The sequence below is a fragment of the Streptomyces luteolifulvus genome, from assembly GCF_008806595.1.
GTDB classification, from domain to species: Bacteria; Actinomycetota; Actinomycetes; order Streptomycetales; family Streptomycetaceae; genus Streptomyces; species Streptomyces luteolifulvus.
This window is the reverse complement of record NZ_VZRB01000010.1, coordinates 227621-244994: the sequence shown is the minus strand read 5'-3', so window position 1 is coordinate 244994 and position 17374 is coordinate 227621. Positions and strand designations below refer to the sequence as shown.

The following is a 17374-nucleotide window of genomic DNA, read 5'->3' as shown; positions in this document are numbered from 1 at the left end:
TGCCACACCTCTCACACCTTCCCCTGCCGAAACACACGTGACGCCCACACACCCTCCCGGCCGAGTGGCCATACCCGCGCTCCCCAAGCAGAGTCCCACCCCACCGTCCCGGACCAGGCTGGAGGGATTCAACTCCGCATCCCCCGCCGAGGCGCACCACACCCTCCTCACCTGCCTCAACAGCCTCCGCTGGGCCCGCCGCATCGCCGCCCACCGCCCCTACCCCGACCTGGACTCCCTCCTCGCGGCCGCGGACGAGGCGGCGTACGACCTGACGGCGGGGGATCTGACGGAGGCGCTGGCGGGCGAGTCACTGCCACCGCTGCCGGACGACGTGTACGGAGCGGCACATACGGCACTGAGTGCAGCGCATGCGGCATACGAGACCCGCTTCGGACATGCGTTCGTCATCTATGTGGGTGACACGCCGGCCAACGAGACCCTGGACCGCACCCTCGAAGCCATCCGGTCACGATTGACAAACGATCCGGAAGAAGAACGGGTCGTAGCGGCAGAACAACTCCGCCGCCTGGCAAGGGGACGTCTGATGGGGATGCTCAGGGGCGCGGGGAACTGCGCGACGTAGCCGCCCGTTTTAAGCCGTCCGTACCCCTTTGCATGCCAGTTTGATCACACAGCCAGGCCCGACGTAAGCGCCGCAGGCAACCGTCGCTACGATGCTGGGGGCCGGTGGACCGTACCCGGCCGGGCCCGACCGACAGCACAAGCCGGCGCGCCCCAATCCCCGCTCCCGGAGGAACTTCCGTGCCGGCTGGAACGCTGTACCGCGGCCGGGAAGGAATGTGGTCCTGGGTGGCTCACCGAGTCACCGGCGTCCTCATCTTCTTCTTCCTGTTCGTTCACGTGCTGGACACCGCTCTCGTCCGTGTCTCTCCCGAGGACTACGACAACGTCGTAGCCACGTACAAGACGCCGATCGTCGCCGTGCTGGAGTACGGCCTCGTCGCCGCCATCCTCTTCCACGCGCTCAACGGTCTTCGCGTCATCGCCGTCGACTTCTGGTCGAAGGGCCCGCGCTACCAGAAGCAGATGCTCTGGACCGTGGTCGGCGTCTGGATCGTGCTGATGGCGGGAGCGGTCTACCCCGTTCTCGGCCACGCCGCTCGTGAAGTGTTCGGGAGCTGACGCGTATGTCCACCACTGAAACCCCCGCTCCCGGCATCGGCCCCGTCGAGGGCGAGTCCCTCTACACCGTCGACAACCCGGCACCCCTCATCGAGGCCCCGCGCCAGCGCACCAAGAAGACCCCGAAGTCCACCCGGGGCAACTTCGAGATGGCCGCCTGGCTCTTCATGCGCCTGTCCGGCATCGTGCTGGTCGTGCTCGTCATCGGGCACCTGCTGATCCAGCTCGTCCTGGACGGCGGCGTCTCCAAGATCGGCTTCGCCTTCGTGGCCGGCCGCTGGGCCTCCCCGTTCTGGCAGGTATGGGACCTGCTGATGCTGTGGCTCGCCATGCTGCACGGCGCCAACGGCCTGCGTACCGTCATCAACGACTACGCGGAGCGCGCGGACACACGGCTGTGGCTGAAGGGCCTGCTGTACACCGCCACGGTGTTCACCATCCTGCTGGGCACGCTGGTGATCTTCACCTTCGACCCGAACATCCGCTAGGCACGGGGCTGAGGTAATCACTCATGAAGATCCACAAGTACGACACCGTCATCGTCGGCGCCGGAGGCGCCGGTATGCGCGCCGCCATCGAGTCGACGAAGCGCAGCCGCACCGCCGTGCTGACCAAGCTCTACCCCACCCGCTCCCACACGGGCGCCGCGCAGGGCGGCATGGCCGCCGCGCTGGCCAACGTGGAGGAGGACAACTGGGAGTGGCACACCTTCGACACGATCAAGGGCGGTGACTACCTGGTCGACCAGGACGCCGCCGAGATCCTGGCGAAGGAGGCCATCGACTCCGTCCTCGACCTGGAGAAGATGGGCCTGCCGTTCAACCGCACCCCGAACGGCACCATCGACCAGCGCCGCTTCGGCGGTCACAGCCGCAACCACGGCGAGGCCCCGGTCCGCCGCTCCTGCTACGCGGCCGACCGCACCGGTCACATGATCCTCCAGACGCTGTACCAGAACTGCGTGAAGGAGGGCGTGGAGTTCTTCAACGAGTTCTACGTCCTCGACCAGCTGATCACCGAGGTCGACGGCGTCCAGAAGTCCGCCGGTGTGGTGGCCTACGAGCTGGCGACCGGCGAGATCCACGTCTTCCAGGCGAAGGCCGTGATCTACGCGTCCGGCGGCTGCGGCAAGTTCTTCAAGGTGACGTCGAACGCGCACACGCTGACCGGTGACGGCCAGGCGGCGGTCTACCGGCGTGGCCTGCCGCTGGAGGACATGGAGTTCTTCCAGTTCCACCCGACCGGCATCTGGCGCATGGGCATCCTCCTGACGGAGGGCGCCCGTGGTGAGGGCGGCATCCTCCGCAACAAGGACGGCGAGCGCTTCATGGAGAAGTACGCGCCGGTCATGAAGGACCTCGCGTCCCGTGACGTCGTGTCCCGCTCCATCTACACGGAGATCCGCGAGGGCCGTGGCTGCGGCCCCGAGGGCGACCACGTCTACCTGGACCTGACGCACCTTCCGCCGGAGCAGCTGGACGCCAAGCTCCCGGACATCACCGAGTTCGCGCGCACCTACCTGGGCATCGAGCCGTACACCGACCCGATCCCGATCCAGCCCACCGCGCACTACGCGATGGGCGGCATCCCGACCAACGTCGAGGGTGAGGTCCTGGCGGACAACACGACGGTCGTCCCCGGTCTGTACGCGGCCGGCGAGGTGGCCTGCGTGTCGGTCCACGGCGCCAACCGCCTCGGCACCAACTCGCTGCTGGACATCAACGTGTTCGGCCGCAGGGCGGGCATCGCGGCGGCGGAGTACAGCCAGAAGGCGGACTTCGTCGACCTCCCCGAGAACCCGGCGCAGTTCGTGATCGACGAGGTGGAGCAGCTGCGCACGTCCACCGGCACCGAGCGGGTGGCGACCCTGCGCAAGGAGCTGCAGGAGACCATGGACGCCAACGTCATGGTGTTCCGCACGGAGCAGACGATCAAGACGGCGGTGGAGAAGATCGCCGAGCTGCGCGCCCGCTACAAGAACGTGGCGATCCAGGACAAGGGCAAGCGGTTCAACACGGACCTGCTGGAGGCCATCGAGCTGGGCAACCTGCTGGAGCTGGCCGAGGTCATGGCGGTGTCGGCCCTCGCCCGCAAGGAGTCCCGCGGCGGTCACCACCGCGAGGACTACCCGAACCGCGACGACGTCAACTTCATGCGCCACACCATGGCGTACCGCGAGGTGGGCGACGACGGCACCGAGTCCGTCCGTCTCGACTACAAGCCGGTCGTCCAGACCCGCTACCAGCCGATGGAGCGTAAGTACTGATGGCAACCCCTGTTCTGGACAAGGTGGAGGCGGAGGCCGCGGAGTCCCCGTACATCACGGTCACGTTCCGGATCCGCCGCTTCAACCCGGAAGTCTCCGCGGACGCCGTGTGGGAAGACTTCCACCTGGAGATCGACCCGAAGGAGCGCGTCCTCGACGGCCTCCACAAGATCAAGTGGGACCTGGACGGCACGCTGACCTTCCGCCGCTCCTGCGCCCACGGCATCTGCGGCTCCGACGCGATGCGGATCAACGGCAAGAACCGCCTCGCCTGCAAGACGCTGATCAAGGACATCAACCCCGAGAAGCCGATCACGGTGGAGCCCATCAAGGGCCTCACGGTGCTGAAGGACCTCGTGGTCGACATGGAGCCGTTCTTCCAGGCGTACCGCGACGTCATGCCCTTCCTCATCACGAAGGACACGAACGAGCCGACGCGCGAACGCCTTCAGTCCTCGGAGGACCGCGAACGCTTCGACGACACGACCAAGTGCATCCTGTGCGCGGCGTGTACGTCGTCCTGCCCGGTCTTCTGGAACGACGGCCAGTACTTCGGCCCGGCGGCCATCGTCAACGCACACCGCTTCATCTTCGACTCGCGCGACGAGGCGGCCGAGCAGCGCCTGGAGATCCTCAACGACCGCGACGGCGTATGGCGCTGCCGCACGACGTTCAACTGCACGGACGCCTGCCCGCGCGGCATCGAGGTGACGAAGGCGATCGCAGAGGTGAAGAAGGCGCTGATTACGCGCCGGTACTGAGCTTCTCGCAGATTCTCGTACGGTGCCGTGGGCCCCGTCTTCCGGTTGCGTACCGGGAGCGGGGCCCAGGTCGTTGACGTGCTGCCCATCCACCCCGATCGAGTGAACCGGAAGGTCATCCAGGCCATCCAGGCCATCGTCGACGAAGGCCCGGACCTCGGACGCCCGCTGGTGGACCGGATCAAAGGTTCCGCTCCGCACAACCTTAAGGAATTGCGTCCCGGCTCGACCGGGAGCAGCGAGATCCGCATTCTGTTCGTCTTCAACTCGTCTTCGACCCGGAGCGCAGTGCGGTCCTGCTCGTGGCGGGTGACAAGCGCTGACGTTGCCGTCAACTACTGCCGTCAAACACCCCGAGGCCCTCCCGAGAACTCGGGAGGGCCTCGGGCAATGGTTACGAGAATTCCGCCAACCATTCCCAGCCGCCGGGCCGAGAACGCAACCGGCTGAATCCCTGTTCGAGACAGTCACTCAGGCTGGAAGACTCAGCGCGAATGAATCCCTGCTCGCCCAGTCCTGGACCCGACATCACCAAAGTCCAGGGCTCACCACCTTCCGCCATCCTCTCGTCGTCCACCTTGAGGATCACGGTGACGCCTGAGCGGCCCAATCTGTCCATGAGCTGCTCGATATCCATCCCTTGTCCCATCAATAGCCTCTCAGGGCTGCCGAGATGTCGCTGACGTCGTGCAGCTGACCTTTACCAACCCTATCGATGACGCTTCGAAGGTCGGCAGAGGTTGGGCCACTCGTGACGCGGTTCCGACGCATCAGCTCTTCCACGACAGCTTGGGCAGTGCGCTTGTTTCCATTGTTGAACATGTGGCTTCCGGTAATATCGCGAATTACGATGGCCGACTTGTCCAAGAAGCTGTTGTAACGGCTGGCGTTAGCCATGGTGTTCGCCGGTGAACCGCTGAGCAGGGTTTCACCACCGAAACCGCGGTTGATATCGGTGATCTCGTGACTATTGCCGTCGCTACTGCCGTCAGGAGTCGGGCGGCGGTGCTGGTGCCATTTCTCGCTCCGCCGGTCACCGCGGAATTTGTCGGGCCACCGTGTATGCGGTGGGGCCAGTAAGCCCTGTCCCTGTGCCGTCGAGCATGTCCAGGACCTCGAAGCCGGCGCCCTCCGCGTAGCGTTCGAGCTCCTGGGGGAACAGGACACGCCTGCGGATCTCGTCTCGGGCCTCGTCGCCCGAGGGAAGCATCCAGTGCCGGTGCATGGTGTTGATCTGGGTCCGCAGGTCCCACGTGTGGCGGATGGTGACGGTCGCGGATCCCGTCGGGGTGTCGACCGCGGCGGTGGTTGGCTCGGTCCGGGTGATCGGGGCGACGGGGGAACACAGCACGAGCAGCGCGCCCGGCCGGGCATGGGCCGCGAAAGTGGCGAAGACCTGGCCGATGTCGTTGTTGTCGTGCACGTAGGCGAGGCTGTTGCCCATGCAGGTCACCACGTCCATGCGGCTGCCAAGTCGTGCGGTGCGCATGTCGCCGGTGCAGATGTCCAGCGCGGGTCGGGCCTGGTGGGCGTAGTCGACCAGGCCGGGCTGGAGGTCCACGCCGATGCACTCGAAGTGCTGGGCCAGGATCTCCAGGTCCCGGCCGGTACCGCATCCGAAGTCGACCAGGGTCCGGGCGTCCGGCCGGTGGAGCTCGATCAGGGTCTGGCACATTCCGGCGCTCGTGCTGTCGGACTGGATCACGTCGTAGAGTGCCGGATCGCGGTACAGGAGGTTGGTGGCTTCCACGTGCTCGGCTTCCGTGTCGGGGCTGGTCACATGAGGCTTCGCAGCCCGACCTCCAGGGCGAGGACATCGCACAACAGATCGGGGACGACCGGCGCAGAATCGGCGTTCCTCCGCGCCTGGGCGAGAGCCTTGCCGTCAACGTAGCCCAGGTCCACCAGGATGGACTCCTTCAGCATGTCGTCCAAGACCGGCAAGCCGTAAGACCGCAGACCCTTCTCCAGGACGGCCAGGAAGTTCTCCGGTTCGGTCGGCGCGGCCACCCAATCTGGCAGCCCGGCCCGTCTGATCCGTTCGCGGAACAGCGCCTTGCCGTGCTTGTGCTCATGCGGTAGCTGCTCCATGAACCGCACGATCCGCGGGTGCGCGAGCGGGCTCACCGGCCAGATTCCGGCCCGGAGGAATCCGGGGTTGTGCATCCCGAACGCCATCAGGGTCGGTACGGGCAGTACCGGGATGGGCGCCAGATGCTCGTTAACCTCGGCGAGCGCTTGGGCTGCCTTGGCTCCGAGCCACGGTACGGGTTTGGGCGTCGGCAGTTCGGCCTGTGTCCTGGAGTGGTGGGCGTTGATCTCGTCCCCGCCGCTGCCCGTGAACATGACCTCGCACCGCCGGGCGGCTGCCTGCTCGCGTACGACGTCGAAGGCTTCCTGGTAGAAGGCTCCCGCCGGATCGTGCTGCCTGCGCAGGGCGCGTACGCCTCCGGGGCAGAAGGGTGGGTACTGCAGGGCGGGGGTGGCCGTGTCCCGGAAGCCGCAGTGCTCCGCAAGGGCCCGGCGCCGCTCGCTCTGTTGCCTGCCGGTGCTTCCTCCCACCAGCAGGCCGAAGCTGTGCACTTCGGGGTAGTGGGCGGCCTTCACGGCCAAGGCGACGTTCCCGGAGTCCGCCCCGCCTGACAGCTCAACGCCCAGGCATCCGGTTGCCGTCGGCGTCTGGCGAATCACGTCGGTCAGCAACTCGTCCAGAGCGGCGAGTGGATCGACGCCGGGCCGCAGCGTACGTGGTTCAAGTACGTGTTCGGCGGGCTCGGGGTCGGTCATGCTGAGTCCGTGAGGGGTGAGTGTGGCCGCTGCCCGTTCAGTGAGGCGGTAGACGCCTTCGAAGAGCGTCTCGGACGTGTAGCGGTGCTGCCGCGTCAGCGTGCGGGCGACGACGCGCGCCACCAGACGGTCAGCTCGCAGATGCGATCGCAGCAATGTCAGGTCCCACGAAGCGTGCAGTTCGCCGGCCTTCTCTGTCAGATAGAGCGGGGCAGTACCGAAGACACCCGCCGACAGGCGGGCTTGTCCGGGCTCCATGGTGAGTGCGACGAAGTCGGGCTCGTCCCGCTTGCACTCCTTCACGCGGACCCGTACGCGCGGCGCTTGGTCGTCGTTGACCTCCATGACCACAGTGGACACCTTGGCGGGCTCGATCCAGCTCTCGCCGTTGATCCAACGGCCGTCATGTGATCTCCACTTGGGATCTTGGAGATCTGCCAGGCACAGACGCATCGACAGCATGTAGTCCCCTTCCGATGTCGTGCGGCGGGGCGGGGCCGCGAACGACCCCACCCCGCCTGACGTCAGCCCTGGATCACTTGCTGCAGTGATCGCCGTTGTTGTCGCCGCCGCCCGGCATCTTGTCGAGCAGCGCGGTCCTCGATGGCCGGGACGCCGGTGATCAGGTCTCCGGTGAACAGCTCGTCCACGTTCATCGCTTCTCCCTTACGGTTTTTCAGTGGACTCCGCGGCGGACGCTGCGGAGTTGGACCCGTCTGACTGTCGGACCCTTGCGAAGAAGGCAGCCGGGCGGGGTGCCCACCGCTTCCGGCGGCGGGCCCTCCCTCGTCGCAGGTGGGGAGCCTGGATGCGTGACGGGGTGGAGTCAGGTGGGTGTGGATGCGGCGGCCACGCCGAAGACGAAGTCCGACCGATCCCGAGATGGTGATGATCAGGAGCGGTCCGGCGTAGCGGCCGACGACTGCGGCCAGCCGATTCACAGCCGCTCTCGACGGCTGCGCTCGTTGACCTCGCGTACTGCGGCGCTCAGCCTCGCCGCCCCGTCCTCAGGCGTGGCACTGCGGTGCTGCGGGCAGCGGCACGGCGAGAAGCGATTTGACCCCGTTGGCAGGTCCGCGCCCTCGTAGGTGTCGATCCTCAACACCCCGTCCGTGCACCGCTCCTCAGTCAGCCGGGCCAGACGGGCCCGCGCTTCGCTTCTCATCCCTCAGCCCTTCAGACGACAGCTACGGCGAGGACTCGCCGTTCCCTGCTGTCTCTACGCAACCGCACGACCACACTCAGCGGTACCGTGGCCGCAGCGTCAGGACTTGAAAGCCTTGAAAGTTCGCAAGAACACGGGGAGTTGAGGGCATGGCCAAGCGTGAACCGAACGCGGCGCTCGGGCGCATGCTCTCCGAGAGCCGTTGGACTCACCGCCAGTTCGCGCGGGCTGTGAACCGCGTCGGCACGGAGACCGGAATCCCTCTGCGCTACGACGAGTCGGCGGTGAGCCACTGGCTCAGCGGCACCGTCCCCCGCGGTGCGGTGCGCGCATGCATCCTCGAAGCCCTCTCCCGCCGCCTCGGCCGCCCCGTCACCCATACCGAGGCCGGGCTGCCCGTTCCACGCGATCGTTCCTCCGCGGCTGCGGATACCGTGGAAGGGGTGCTCGACCTGGGGAGGCTGGATATGGACCCGTCCCGCCGCAGCGTCCTGGGTGTCGGCCTGTTCTCCGTGGCCGTCACCATTCCCGGCTGGCCTGATGTGGTCGGGCGTGCCGATGCCATTGAATCCGGCCGCACGAGTCGCATCGGCATGAACGAAGTGAACATGGTCGTCGCCATGACCGAGCGTGTCTCAGAACTGGACGACGAGTTCGGCGGCCGTCACGCACGTCCCATGGCGGCCTCGTTCATGGTCAACACCGTGGCCTCCTACCTGCGCGCCGACGCACCCGAGGACGTACGCAAGGCGATGCTGTCCGCCGCCTCGGACCTGCTCTACCTGACCGGCTACATGGCCGTGGACGAAGGGCTGCACGGTCTCGCGCAGCGCTACTACGTCAAGGCTCTGGAACTGGCGGGCGCGGCCGAGGACCACCTGACCTACTGCACCACCCTGCGAGGGATGAGCGTCCAGGCGATTGACCTCCGCCACGGAGCAAAGGCCTCGGAACTGGCCGATGCCGCTGCCGCCGCCTCCCCAAAAGCGGGGCCCCGTATGCGCGCCTTCCTCGCCGGCCAGCAGGCCCATGCCGCCGCACAGACGGGCGACCGTTCGGGCGCGCTGCGCTACATCCGCGAGGCCGAGGCAGCCATGGACCGCGCCGAGTCACGCGGAAAGGCCTTCGGCTCCTACGACCCCTCTTCGCTCAACTACCACGTCAGCCAGGTGCGTTACGAACTTGGTGACAAGGCCGGAGCCGTCGACGCCATGCAGCAAGCGGACCGGCTCCGCCCCAGCGTCTACCAGCGCACGCGAGTACACCGTCGTGGCCTGTTGGCAGAGCGGCAGTTGGAACTCGGCCACCTGGAAGCGGCCTGCGCCACCTGGCACCAGGCCCTCGACGACTACCCCAAGGTGCAGTCCGACCGCGCCGACGACCGCGTGAAGGCCATGTTCGCTCTCTTGCGCCCTCATCTGAGGAACTCGGCGGCCCGCGACCTCTACGACCGAGCACGGACGATCGCGCCAGCATCGCTGGTCACCTGATCCCGTCACGCCTCCAAGCTCAGCCACAGAAAGTCAGCCACGACGGCGGGTGCGCCGAGCAGCGATCCGCCTTTCCGGCTCCGCCTGGAAGAACCGTGACATCGCCCTCGCTCAGGACGTCTCGGGCGACGCCGTGGCCGACATCGTCTACCGCAGCGACGTGACCGGACGCCTGCTCCTGCGCAAGGGCATCGCCGCCGGCGGTGGTGGGACCGACCTGAACTCGCTGGCGTCGGCCGCGAACTCCGCAGGCGGCGCGGAGACCGAGTACGCCTCCTCGGGCTGGCTCAGCAGTAGCGTCCCGCTTCTGATGGGCACGCCCGACGCCAACGGCGACTCCGTCCCCGACGTGTGGGCCGTGAAGTCCGACGGATCCGTGCGGTTCTATGCAGGCGGCAAGACCGTGTTGTCGGGATCCGGCACGGAGATCGTCAAACCGTCGAGCAGTTGGCTGACGAGGATCGCCATCGGGTGAGACAGGCTGGACACGGGTGGGCCCCGCTTCCTTCGGAGGCGGGGCCCAGGCGTGTCCGCGGCCGACGGCCGGTCCTCACCGGGCCGACGTGACATACGCCTCGCCCCCTCCCCCACCCACACACATTGAACGCGTTCAAAAACAGGTCTACAGTCATCCCTGTCAGCGTTTTGAACGCGTTCAAGAAGGGTGGGGGCATGGACCGCACGGTCATCGCCTACGTCATCTATCTGCTGGTCAGCATCGCGCTGACCGTCTGGGTGGCCCGGACGCTCAGCCGCAACGGGCGGATCTTTCTCTCCGACGTCCTGCGTGGGAACGAGAAGCTCGCCGACGCCGTCAACCACCTCCTGGTGGTCGGGTTCTATCTCGTCAACCTCGGCTTCGTCGCGCTGTATCTGAGCGATGACGGGACCATCGACGACACGCGCGGGATCTTCGAGGCCCTGTCGACCAAGGTCGGCGTCGTGCTCCTGGTGCTCGGCATCATGCACCTGGGCAACGTGTACGTGCTCAACCGGATCCGGCGGCGCGGGGCCATGGAGCGGGAGCAGGTGCCGCCCGTCGCACCGCAGGACTGGGTCGGGGCGTGAGCATCGTGACGCCCCCTGGAGGCCGGGGCACCGCGCGTGTCGCGGCCGTCCCGGTCCGCCGGCTGACCGTTCTGTACGACGCCGAGTGCTCCCTGTGCACCTTCCTGCGCGACTGGCTCGTACGGCAGCCGCAGCTGGTGCCGCTGGAGCTGGTGCCGGCCGGGTCGCAGGAGGCCCGGCGGCGTCTTCCCGGGCTCGACCACCGGGCGACCCTCGACGACATCACCGTCGTAGGTGACGCGGGGCAGGTGTACCGGGGTACCGCCGCCTGGATCGTCGTCCTGTGGGCCCTGCGCGAGCAGCGGCCGCTGGCCCACCGGCTGAGCACCCCGTCCGGGGCCCGGCTCGCCAAGGGGGCCACGCTGGCCGCCGCGAAGTGGCGCGGGGCACAGTGGGGCGGGAAGGTGTACCGCCGGGCCGACGGATGGTCGTACGACCCCGGCCGGGGCTGGACCTACAGCGCGCCGGGCTGTGACGGCGGGGCCTGCCCCACTGGTTAGGCTCTTCGCGTGTCCGCGAACAACGACGGCCCCGGCGAGGGCGGTCCCCCCAGCAAGTCCGAGCACACCCGTGCGCTGATCCTGGAGACGGCGATGCGGCTGTTCCAGGAACGGGGCTACGAGAAGACGACGATGCGGGCCATCGCCAAGGAGGCCGGGGTCTCCGTCGGCAACGCGTACTACTACTTCGCCGGCAAGGAACACCTGATCCAGTTCTTCTACGACCGGATCGCCGCCGAGCACCAGGAGGCGGTCCGGGAGGTCCTGGGCCGGGAGACCGATCTGGAGGCGCGGCTCGCGGGCGTGCTGAAGGCGTGGCTGGACATCGCCACGCCGTACCACGAGTTCGCGGTGCAGTTCTTCAAGACCGCAGCCGACCCCGACAGTCCGCTCAGCCCGTTCTCCCCGGAATCGGAGCACGCGCGCATGGAGGCCATCAGCGTCCACCGGCAGGTGCTGGCCGGCGCGACGAAGACCAAGGTTCCGGAGGAACTGCGGGACGTACTGCCAGAGCTGATGTGGCTCTCCCAGATGGGGCTCGTCCTGTACTGGATCTTCGACCGGACGGAGGGGCGGGAACGCAGCTACCGGCTCGCCGAGCGAGGCGCCCGGCTCACCGCGCGGGGCGTCGCGCTGTCCCGGTTCCGGGTGCTGCGGCCGCTCGTACGGGAGGTGCACGAGCTGTTCACGGACTTCCTGCCGGGGATGACGAAGGCGCTGCCGGATCCGGCGGTCAAGGGGCGGGGCGAGTGATCACTTTCGGGTGAAGCGGCTCGAACGGGACACCTGGCGTCCTCCCTGCCTACGATGATGCTCTCGACACCAGCCCACAGGAGGCACGTGATGTCCGCAGCATCCGTCGAGCGGCCCCATGGAGACCGTCCGCTGATCGCGGAAGCCGGCCGGCTCATGGACCGCAATCCGGGCTACCGAGTCGAGATCATCGGAGGCAAGCTCCTCGTGTCCCCGCCCCCGGACGGCCCGCATGCCGTAGTCCTGACCGAGCTGATGGTGCCCTTCCTGTCCGCCGGACTCCACGGGGCCGAGTCACTGGTGGTCCAGGGCATTGGCCTATGGCTGCCGACCGGCACCGAGGACTACGCCATCCCCGACCTCTCCCTGGTCGACGCCGATTACGAGGAACACTACGTCGAGAACAATTGCTACGAGCCCGCTTGCTTCCGTCTGGTCCTGGAGGTCACCTCCAGCAACTGGAAGGCCGATCTGCGAGACAAGGTGAAGGCGTACGCGAGTGCGAAACTCCCGGTCTATGTGATCGTCGACCGGAAGTACCAGCGCCTGCACGTGCTCACCGACCCCGCCGGGGACGACTACGAGAACCACCGCCCGTACTCCCCCGGCGAGATCGCCACCCTGCCCGGCTCCATCGGCGCCGAGGTCACCCTCGACGTCGGCCAGATCATCAAGGCCGGGCAGACGAACGCTAATTGACCGCGTCCACCTCCCCCTCCACCAGCTCCACGTCGTACACCAGCGGCCCGTCCGTCACGGTCACGTGCCGCGCGCGCGAGCCGTACGACTCCTCCGATATCGCGACGAGATACCTCCCCGGTGCCGGCACCGAGACGATGTACGAACCGTCCGCCAGCGATGTCACCCGGTCCAGCTGACGTCCGCCGTTCGACAGCAGAGTGACCGCCGCGCCCGCCACCGGCTCCCCGTCGGCCGTGCGGACGAAACCGTGGACGGCCGAGGCGCCGCCCTCCACACCAGGCTCCTCCACAGACTCCTCCTTCGGTTCCACCGCCAGATGCGGCAGCCGCTTGTCCAGCCAGCCCGGCAGCCACCAGTTGGAGTTGCCGAGCAGATGCATCGCCGCCGGCACCAGAGCCGTCCGCAGGACGAACGCGTCGAGGGCCACCGCGGCCGCGAGGCCGACTCCCGCCATCGCCGCGCCGGAGTCGCCGCTGAGGACGAACGCCAGGAAGACGCAGACCATGATGAGGGCCGCGGAGTTGATCACGCGGCTGGTCTCGGCCAGGCCGACCCGTACCGCGCGCGCGTTGTCCTTGGTGTGCACCCACTCCTCGTGCATCCGGCTGACCAGGAAGACCTGGTAGTCCATCGAGAGGCCGAAGAGCAGCGACAGCATGATGACCGGCAGGAAGGCGTTGATCGGGCCCTCCTTGCCGAGGCCGAGCAGGTCGAGTCCCCAGCCCCACTGGAAGATCGCCACGAGGACGCCGAAGGAGGCCGCCGCCGCGATCAGGTTCATCACCGCGGCCGTCAGCGGCACCACCAGGGAGCGGAAGGCGACCAGCAGGAGCAGGAAGCCGAGGCCGATGATCGTCGCGATGAACAGCGGGAGACGGTCGCCCGTGACGGACGCGAAGTCCTTGGAGACCGCGGTCACTCCGCCGACATGGGCCTCGGCCCCGGCCCGCGGGATCACCTCGTCCCGGAGGGTGTCGATGAGCCGGTCCGTCTCCACGGACTGCGGTGATGTGGTCGGCACGACCTGGATGACCGTCACGCCCTCGGCGGGCGGCAGCGGGGCGACCCGGGCGACGCCCGCGGTGTCCTGGATGCCCTTGACCAGCGTGGCGGTGTCCCCGCCGTCCGTGACCACCTGGAGCGGGCCGTTGAAGCCGGGCCCGAAGCCCTCGGCGAGCAGGTCGTACGCCTTCCTGGTGGTCGTCGCGGCGTCGTCGTTGCCCTGGTCGGTGGCGCCGAGGCGCAGCGACAGGACCGGCAGCGCGAGTACGGCCATGGCGACCACGGCGAGCGCGGCGATCCGGCGCGGACGCTTCTGCACGCCGGCCGACCAGCGTGCGGCGAGACCGCTCGCCCGCTCCGGCTCCGGCCCCCTCGCGGCGAGCCTGCGCCGCTGCCGGCGGCTGAGCACCCGGGTGCCGAGGAGGCCGAGCAGCGCCGGGAGCAGGGTGACGGCGGCCAGCACGCTCAGCACCACGGTCAGCGAGGTGCCGATGACCACCCCGTCCAGGAAGCGCAGGTTCGTCACCAGCATCCCGGCGAGCGCGATGCACACCGTGCCCCCCGCGAACAGCACCGCCCGGCCGGAGGTGTTGAGGGCGGTCACCGCCGACTCCTCAGGGTCCACGCCCCGCAGGATGCCGCGCCGGTGCCGGGTGACGATGAACAGGGCGTAGTCGATGCCGACGCCGAGGCCGATCAGGGTGGCCAGCAGCGGCGCCAGATCGGGGATGTCGGTGACATGGCTGAGCAGCTGGGTGGAGAACATGCCGGTACCGACGCCGAAGATCGCCACTCCGATGGGCAGGAGCATCGCGAAGAGCGAACCGAAGGCCAGGAACAGCACGACGGCCGCCGCCACGATCCCGACCATCTCGGCGAGGCCGGTGGGCGGCTCCTGCACCCGCTGGATCGCCTGTCCGCCCAACTCGACCTGAAGGCCGTCGCGTTCGGCGTCCTGCGCGGTGTCGACGACGTCCTGGACGAGTTCCTTGGGGACGGCGTTCGCCTGGTCGGCGAAGGTGATCTGGGCGTACGCGATCCGCCCGTCACGGCTGATCTGGGCCGCTCCCTGGTCGCCCGCGTAGGGGCTGGTGACTCCGCCGACGCCCTTCATCCCGGCGATCTCGTCGAGCGCGGGCTGGATCCGGGACCGTACCGCCCGGTCCCGTACCGTCCCTTCGTCCACCTTCCACACCACTGTGTCGGTGTCGCCCGCGCTGTCCGGGAACGCCTTCTCCATCAGGTCGTACGCCCGCTTGGAGTCCGTGTTCGGCAGGGAGAAGACGTTCGCGTAGTCCGTGCCCGCCGTCGAGGCCGAAAAGCCCAGGCCGAACAGTGCCCCCACCCACAGCAACAGGACCACCAGCCGGTGCCGATAGCACCACCGAGCCAATGCCGTCACGCTCAACAGCTCCTCAGTCGATCGGTTGGTCCCCCAGGTCCTGGGCAACAGCATCGGCGGCGCCGCGCGCGCGTGGACACAGCTCGCGCGGGACTCTCAAGGAACTCCAAAGCGGGGGACCCGCCCGGCTGTCAGTGGCCCGGCCGATACTGGGGGCATGACGAAGGCTCCCGGCACCGTGCTGGTCGTGGAGGACGAACCGAGCATCGCGGACGTCCTCGCCATCGCCCTGCGCTACCACCGTTTCGAGGTCATGACCGCGGGCACCGTCCGCGAGGCACTCGCGCTCGCGGGACGCACCCGGCCCGACGCGGCGCTGCTGGACGTCATGCTCCCGGACGGCGACGGGCGGGCGCTGGGCCGCCAACTGCGCGCCGAGCGGCCCGATCTGGCGCTGGTGTTCCTGACCGCACGCGACGCGCCGGCCGAGATCGTCGGCGCGCTCGGCTTCGGCGACGACTACATCACCAAGCCGTTCAACATCGACGAGGTCGTCGCCCGGATCACGGCGGTCCTGCGCCGCACGCGCCCCGCGGACGTCCTCCCGCAGCGCCCGCCGCTGCGCTACGGCGATCTGGAGCTGGACGAGACGACGTACTCGGTGCACCGCGCGGGCCGCACAGTCGAGCTCACCCCCACCGAGTACGCCCTGCTGCGGTTCCTCGTGCGCAACGGCGGCCGGATCATTCCCAAGGAGCAACTCCTGCGCCATGTCTGGCAGTACGAGCACACACCGCCCGAGTCGACCGTCGTCGAGACGTACATCAGCTATCTGCGGCGCAAGCTCGACACACTCGGCCCACCGGTGATCACCACCCGGCGCGGTGTGGGATACGGGCTGGCATGAGGTTCCCCAAGGGCCACCGGGTCCCGGCGCTCCGACGGCCGCGCGGCACCCGCGGTGTCCACTCGCTGCGCGGCAAGCTGACCCTGGCGAACGTCGCGCTGCTGGCCCTCGGCATCGTCGCCGCGACCTGCGTCAGCGTGATGGGCATGCGGTACTACCTGCTCGACCAGATCGACGCGGAGATGATCAAGACGCGGGAGTCGCTGACCAGTTCGCGGATCACGCTGCGGCAGATCGACTCCCTCAGCGTGCTGGGCTTCGTCCATGAGCGGCTCGTCCCGCAGGAGACGGACCAGGAGTCCGCGCCGGACTCGATCTTCGCCGCCCTCGACAGCCGGGGAGAGCCCGTCGGCATCCTCGGCTTCGAACCGACCGAGGCCCAGCGGTCCCTGGCGGACGCGACCGGCGACCCGCGCGCACTGGCCTCGGACCCCGAGCCGCACGACATCACGGTGCAGGGTGCCTCCTACCGCGCCACGGGGACCCGCCTCGCCGACGGCACCTACATCCTGCTGGCCAGTTCTGCCGACCCGCTGCACAAGGGCGTCGGCAAGGCCGTGAAGCTCGACCTCACCATCGGCACGCTGCTGCTCGCGCTGCTGGCCTGTCTGACGATGTTCAGCGTCCGGCGCCGGATGCGGCCCCTGGAGGACATGGTGGAGACCTCGTCGGCGATCGCCGAGGGGGATCTGACGCGCCGGGTGCCCTCCAGCCACCATCCGACGCAGGAGGTCGAGCAGCTGCGGCTCGCCCTCAACTCCATGCTCCACCAGGTGGAGTCGGCGTACCGCACGCGCGAGCACAGCGCGGCCCAGCTGCGCCGCTTCGTCGCCGACGCCTCGCACGAACTGCGCACCCCGCTGTCCGCGATACGCGGCTACCTCCAGCTGTACGACAAGGGGATGCTGAGCGACCCGGCCGAGCGCAAACGCGCCTGGGAGCGGGTGCTGGCGGAGACGGACCGCATGGGGCGGCTGGTCGACGAGCTGCTCACCCTGGCCCGGCTCGATCAGCAGCCCGAACTGCGGTTCCGGAACGTCGACGTGAGCCGGCTGGTGCGGGAGGCGGCCGAGGATCTGCGGGTGCAGCAGCCCGAGCGGCCCGTCGCCCTCGGCGCCGACGGCTCCCTGCTGGTGCGCGCCGACGAGTCGGGACTGCGGCAGGTGCTCGGCAATCTGCTGGGCAACGTCCGCACCCACACGCCCGCCGAGGTGCCGGTGCGGCTGGGCGTGGAGCGCGAGGACGGGGTCGTACGGCTGTGTGTCGCGGACGAGGGGCCGGGGCTCTGCCCGGAGGACGCGGCCCGCATCTTCGACCGGTTCTTCCGGGCCGGCGGGGGCGCGGGCAGCGGCCTGGGCATGGCGATCGTGCAGGGGGTTGTTCAGGCGCACGGCGGCGAGGTGGCGGTGCGCACGGCACCCGGCGAAGGGCTGGCGGTGACGGTCACGCTGCCGGCCGGATCCGCTTCGTGAGCCGGCTGTACGG

19 protein-coding genes and 1 pseudogene are annotated in these 17374 nt (G+C 68.5%); 14 read left to right on the top strand and 6 right to left on the bottom strand.

Features of this window, described 5'->3' with window-relative positions:
* The first annotated feature begins 37 nt into the window (after positions 1-37).
* From F7R91_RS17480 to F7R91_RS17455, 6 genes and pseudogenes are all read left to right on the top strand, one after another.
* Positions 38-586 carry a 2-oxo-4-hydroxy-4-carboxy-5-ureidoimidazoline decarboxylase gene (locus tag F7R91_RS17480; RefSeq protein WP_150949768.1) on the top strand — a complete coding sequence of 183 codons (549 nt, stop codon included), beginning with the start codon at positions 38-40 and terminating at the stop codon, positions 584-586.
* 179 nt (positions 587-765) lie between these two features.
* Positions 766-1146, top strand: coding sequence for a succinate dehydrogenase, cytochrome b556 subunit (sdhC, locus tag F7R91_RS17475; RefSeq protein WP_150949767.1), 381 nt, complete (start codon positions 766-768; stop codon positions 1144-1146).
* A gap of 5 nt (positions 1147-1151) precedes the next feature.
* Positions 1152-1634 (top strand): succinate dehydrogenase hydrophobic membrane anchor subunit, encoded by a 483-nt coding sequence (locus F7R91_RS17470; protein WP_150949765.1) that lies wholly within the window; start codon positions 1152-1154, stop codon positions 1632-1634.
* Between the two features lie 23 nt (positions 1635-1657).
* Positions 1658-3412 (top strand): succinate dehydrogenase flavoprotein subunit, encoded by a 1755-nt coding sequence (gene sdhA, locus F7R91_RS17465; RefSeq protein WP_150949763.1) that lies wholly within the window; start codon positions 1658-1660, stop codon positions 3410-3412.
* Positions 3412-4173 carry a succinate dehydrogenase iron-sulfur subunit gene (locus F7R91_RS17460; RefSeq protein WP_150949761.1) on the top strand — a complete coding sequence of 254 codons (762 nt, stop codon included), beginning with the start codon at positions 3412-3414 and terminating at the stop codon, positions 4171-4173. The genes sdhA and F7R91_RS17460 overlap by 1 nt, the downstream gene beginning before the upstream one ends.
* A 120-nt stretch (positions 4174-4293) precedes the next feature.
* Positions 4294-4490 (top strand): annotated as a pseudogene (locus F7R91_RS17455) (type II toxin-antitoxin system RelE/ParE family toxin); the annotation flags it as partial.
* Between the two features lie 77 nt (positions 4491-4567).
* On the opposite strand, the gene F7R91_RS17450 reads toward F7R91_RS17455, so the two are convergent.
* The 5 genes from F7R91_RS17450 to F7R91_RS43820 form a co-directional block, all read right to left on the bottom strand.
* The gene (locus F7R91_RS17450) at positions 4568-4810 is read right to left on the bottom strand and encodes a hypothetical protein (protein ID WP_225320684.1); all 243 of its coding nucleotides are present in this window, start codon (positions 4808-4810) and stop codon (positions 4568-4570) included.
* An 11-nt stretch (positions 4811-4821) separates the two neighbouring features.
* Positions 4822-5070, bottom strand: coding sequence for a Fic family protein (locus F7R91_RS17445; RefSeq protein WP_150949757.1), 249 nt, complete (start codon positions 5068-5070; stop codon positions 4822-4824).
* A gap of 136 nt (positions 5071-5206) precedes the next feature.
* Entirely contained in the window at positions 5207-5953 is a 747-nt protein-coding gene (locus tag F7R91_RS17440) for a class I SAM-dependent methyltransferase (protein WP_191971526.1), read from the bottom strand.
* The gene (locus F7R91_RS17435; protein WP_191971525.1) at positions 5950-7422 is read right to left on the bottom strand and encodes an asparagine synthase-related protein; all 1473 of its coding nucleotides are present in this window, start codon (positions 7420-7422) and stop codon (positions 5950-5952) included. Before F7R91_RS17435 ends, F7R91_RS17440 begins: the two co-directional genes overlap by 4 nt.
* 62 nt (positions 7423-7484) lie before the next feature.
* The gene (locus F7R91_RS43820) at positions 7485-7616 is read right to left on the bottom strand and encodes a hypothetical protein (RefSeq protein ID WP_269144748.1); all 132 of its coding nucleotides are present in this window, start codon (positions 7614-7616) and stop codon (positions 7485-7487) included.
* 658 nt (positions 7617-8274) lie between these two features.
* On the opposite strand from F7R91_RS43820, the gene F7R91_RS17425 reads away from it, so the two are divergent.
* The 6 genes from F7R91_RS17425 (at position 8275) to F7R91_RS17400 (ending at position 12635) form a co-directional block, all read left to right on the top strand.
* Positions 8275-9615: a tetratricopeptide repeat protein gene (locus F7R91_RS17425; RefSeq protein ID WP_225320683.1), complete on the top strand. Its 1341-nt coding sequence runs from the start codon at positions 8275-8277 to the stop codon at positions 9613-9615.
* Positions 9616-9664: 49 nt separating this feature from the next.
* Positions 9665-10090 (top strand): hypothetical protein, encoded by a 426-nt coding sequence (locus F7R91_RS17420; protein ID WP_191971524.1) that lies wholly within the window; start codon positions 9665-9667, stop codon positions 10088-10090.
* A gap of 197 nt (positions 10091-10287) precedes the next feature.
* Positions 10288-10683 carry a hypothetical protein gene (locus tag F7R91_RS17415; RefSeq protein ID WP_150949755.1) on the top strand — a complete coding sequence of 132 codons (396 nt, stop codon included), beginning with the start codon at positions 10288-10290 and terminating at the stop codon, positions 10681-10683.
* Positions 10680-11183: a thiol-disulfide oxidoreductase DCC family protein gene (locus tag F7R91_RS17410; protein ID WP_225320682.1), complete on the top strand. Its 504-nt coding sequence runs from the start codon at positions 10680-10682 to the stop codon at positions 11181-11183. The genes F7R91_RS17415 and F7R91_RS17410 overlap by 4 nt, the downstream gene beginning before the upstream one ends.
* 9 nt (positions 11184-11192) lie before the next feature.
* A complete protein-coding gene (locus F7R91_RS17405) occupies positions 11193-11936 on the top strand; it encodes a TetR/AcrR family transcriptional regulator (protein ID WP_150949753.1) in 744 nt (247 codons plus the stop codon).
* Positions 11937-12026: 90 nt separating this feature from the next.
* Entirely contained in the window at positions 12027-12635 is a 609-nt protein-coding gene (locus tag F7R91_RS17400; protein ID WP_150949751.1) for a Uma2 family endonuclease, read from the top strand.
* Here the strand turns inward: F7R91_RS17400 and F7R91_RS17395 are convergent.
* Complete coding sequence (locus F7R91_RS17395; RefSeq protein WP_150949819.1) at positions 12628-15033, bottom strand: MMPL family transporter; 2406 nt, start codon at positions 15031-15033, stop codon at positions 12628-12630. The genes F7R91_RS17400 and F7R91_RS17395 overlap by 8 nt on opposite strands.
* 166 nt (positions 15034-15199) lie before the next feature.
* On the opposite strand from F7R91_RS17395, the gene F7R91_RS17390 reads away from it, so the two are divergent.
* Together F7R91_RS17390 and F7R91_RS17385 are read left to right on the top strand one after the other, a co-directional pair.
* Positions 15200-15889, top strand: coding sequence for a response regulator transcription factor (locus F7R91_RS17390; protein ID WP_150949748.1), 690 nt, complete (start codon positions 15200-15202; stop codon positions 15887-15889).
* The gene (locus F7R91_RS17385) at positions 15886-17361 is read left to right on the top strand and encodes a HAMP domain-containing sensor histidine kinase (protein ID WP_150949746.1); all 1476 of its coding nucleotides are present in this window, start codon (positions 15886-15888) and stop codon (positions 17359-17361) included. Before F7R91_RS17390 ends, F7R91_RS17385 begins: the two co-directional genes overlap by 4 nt.
* Positions 17362-17374: the final 13 nt, after the last annotated feature.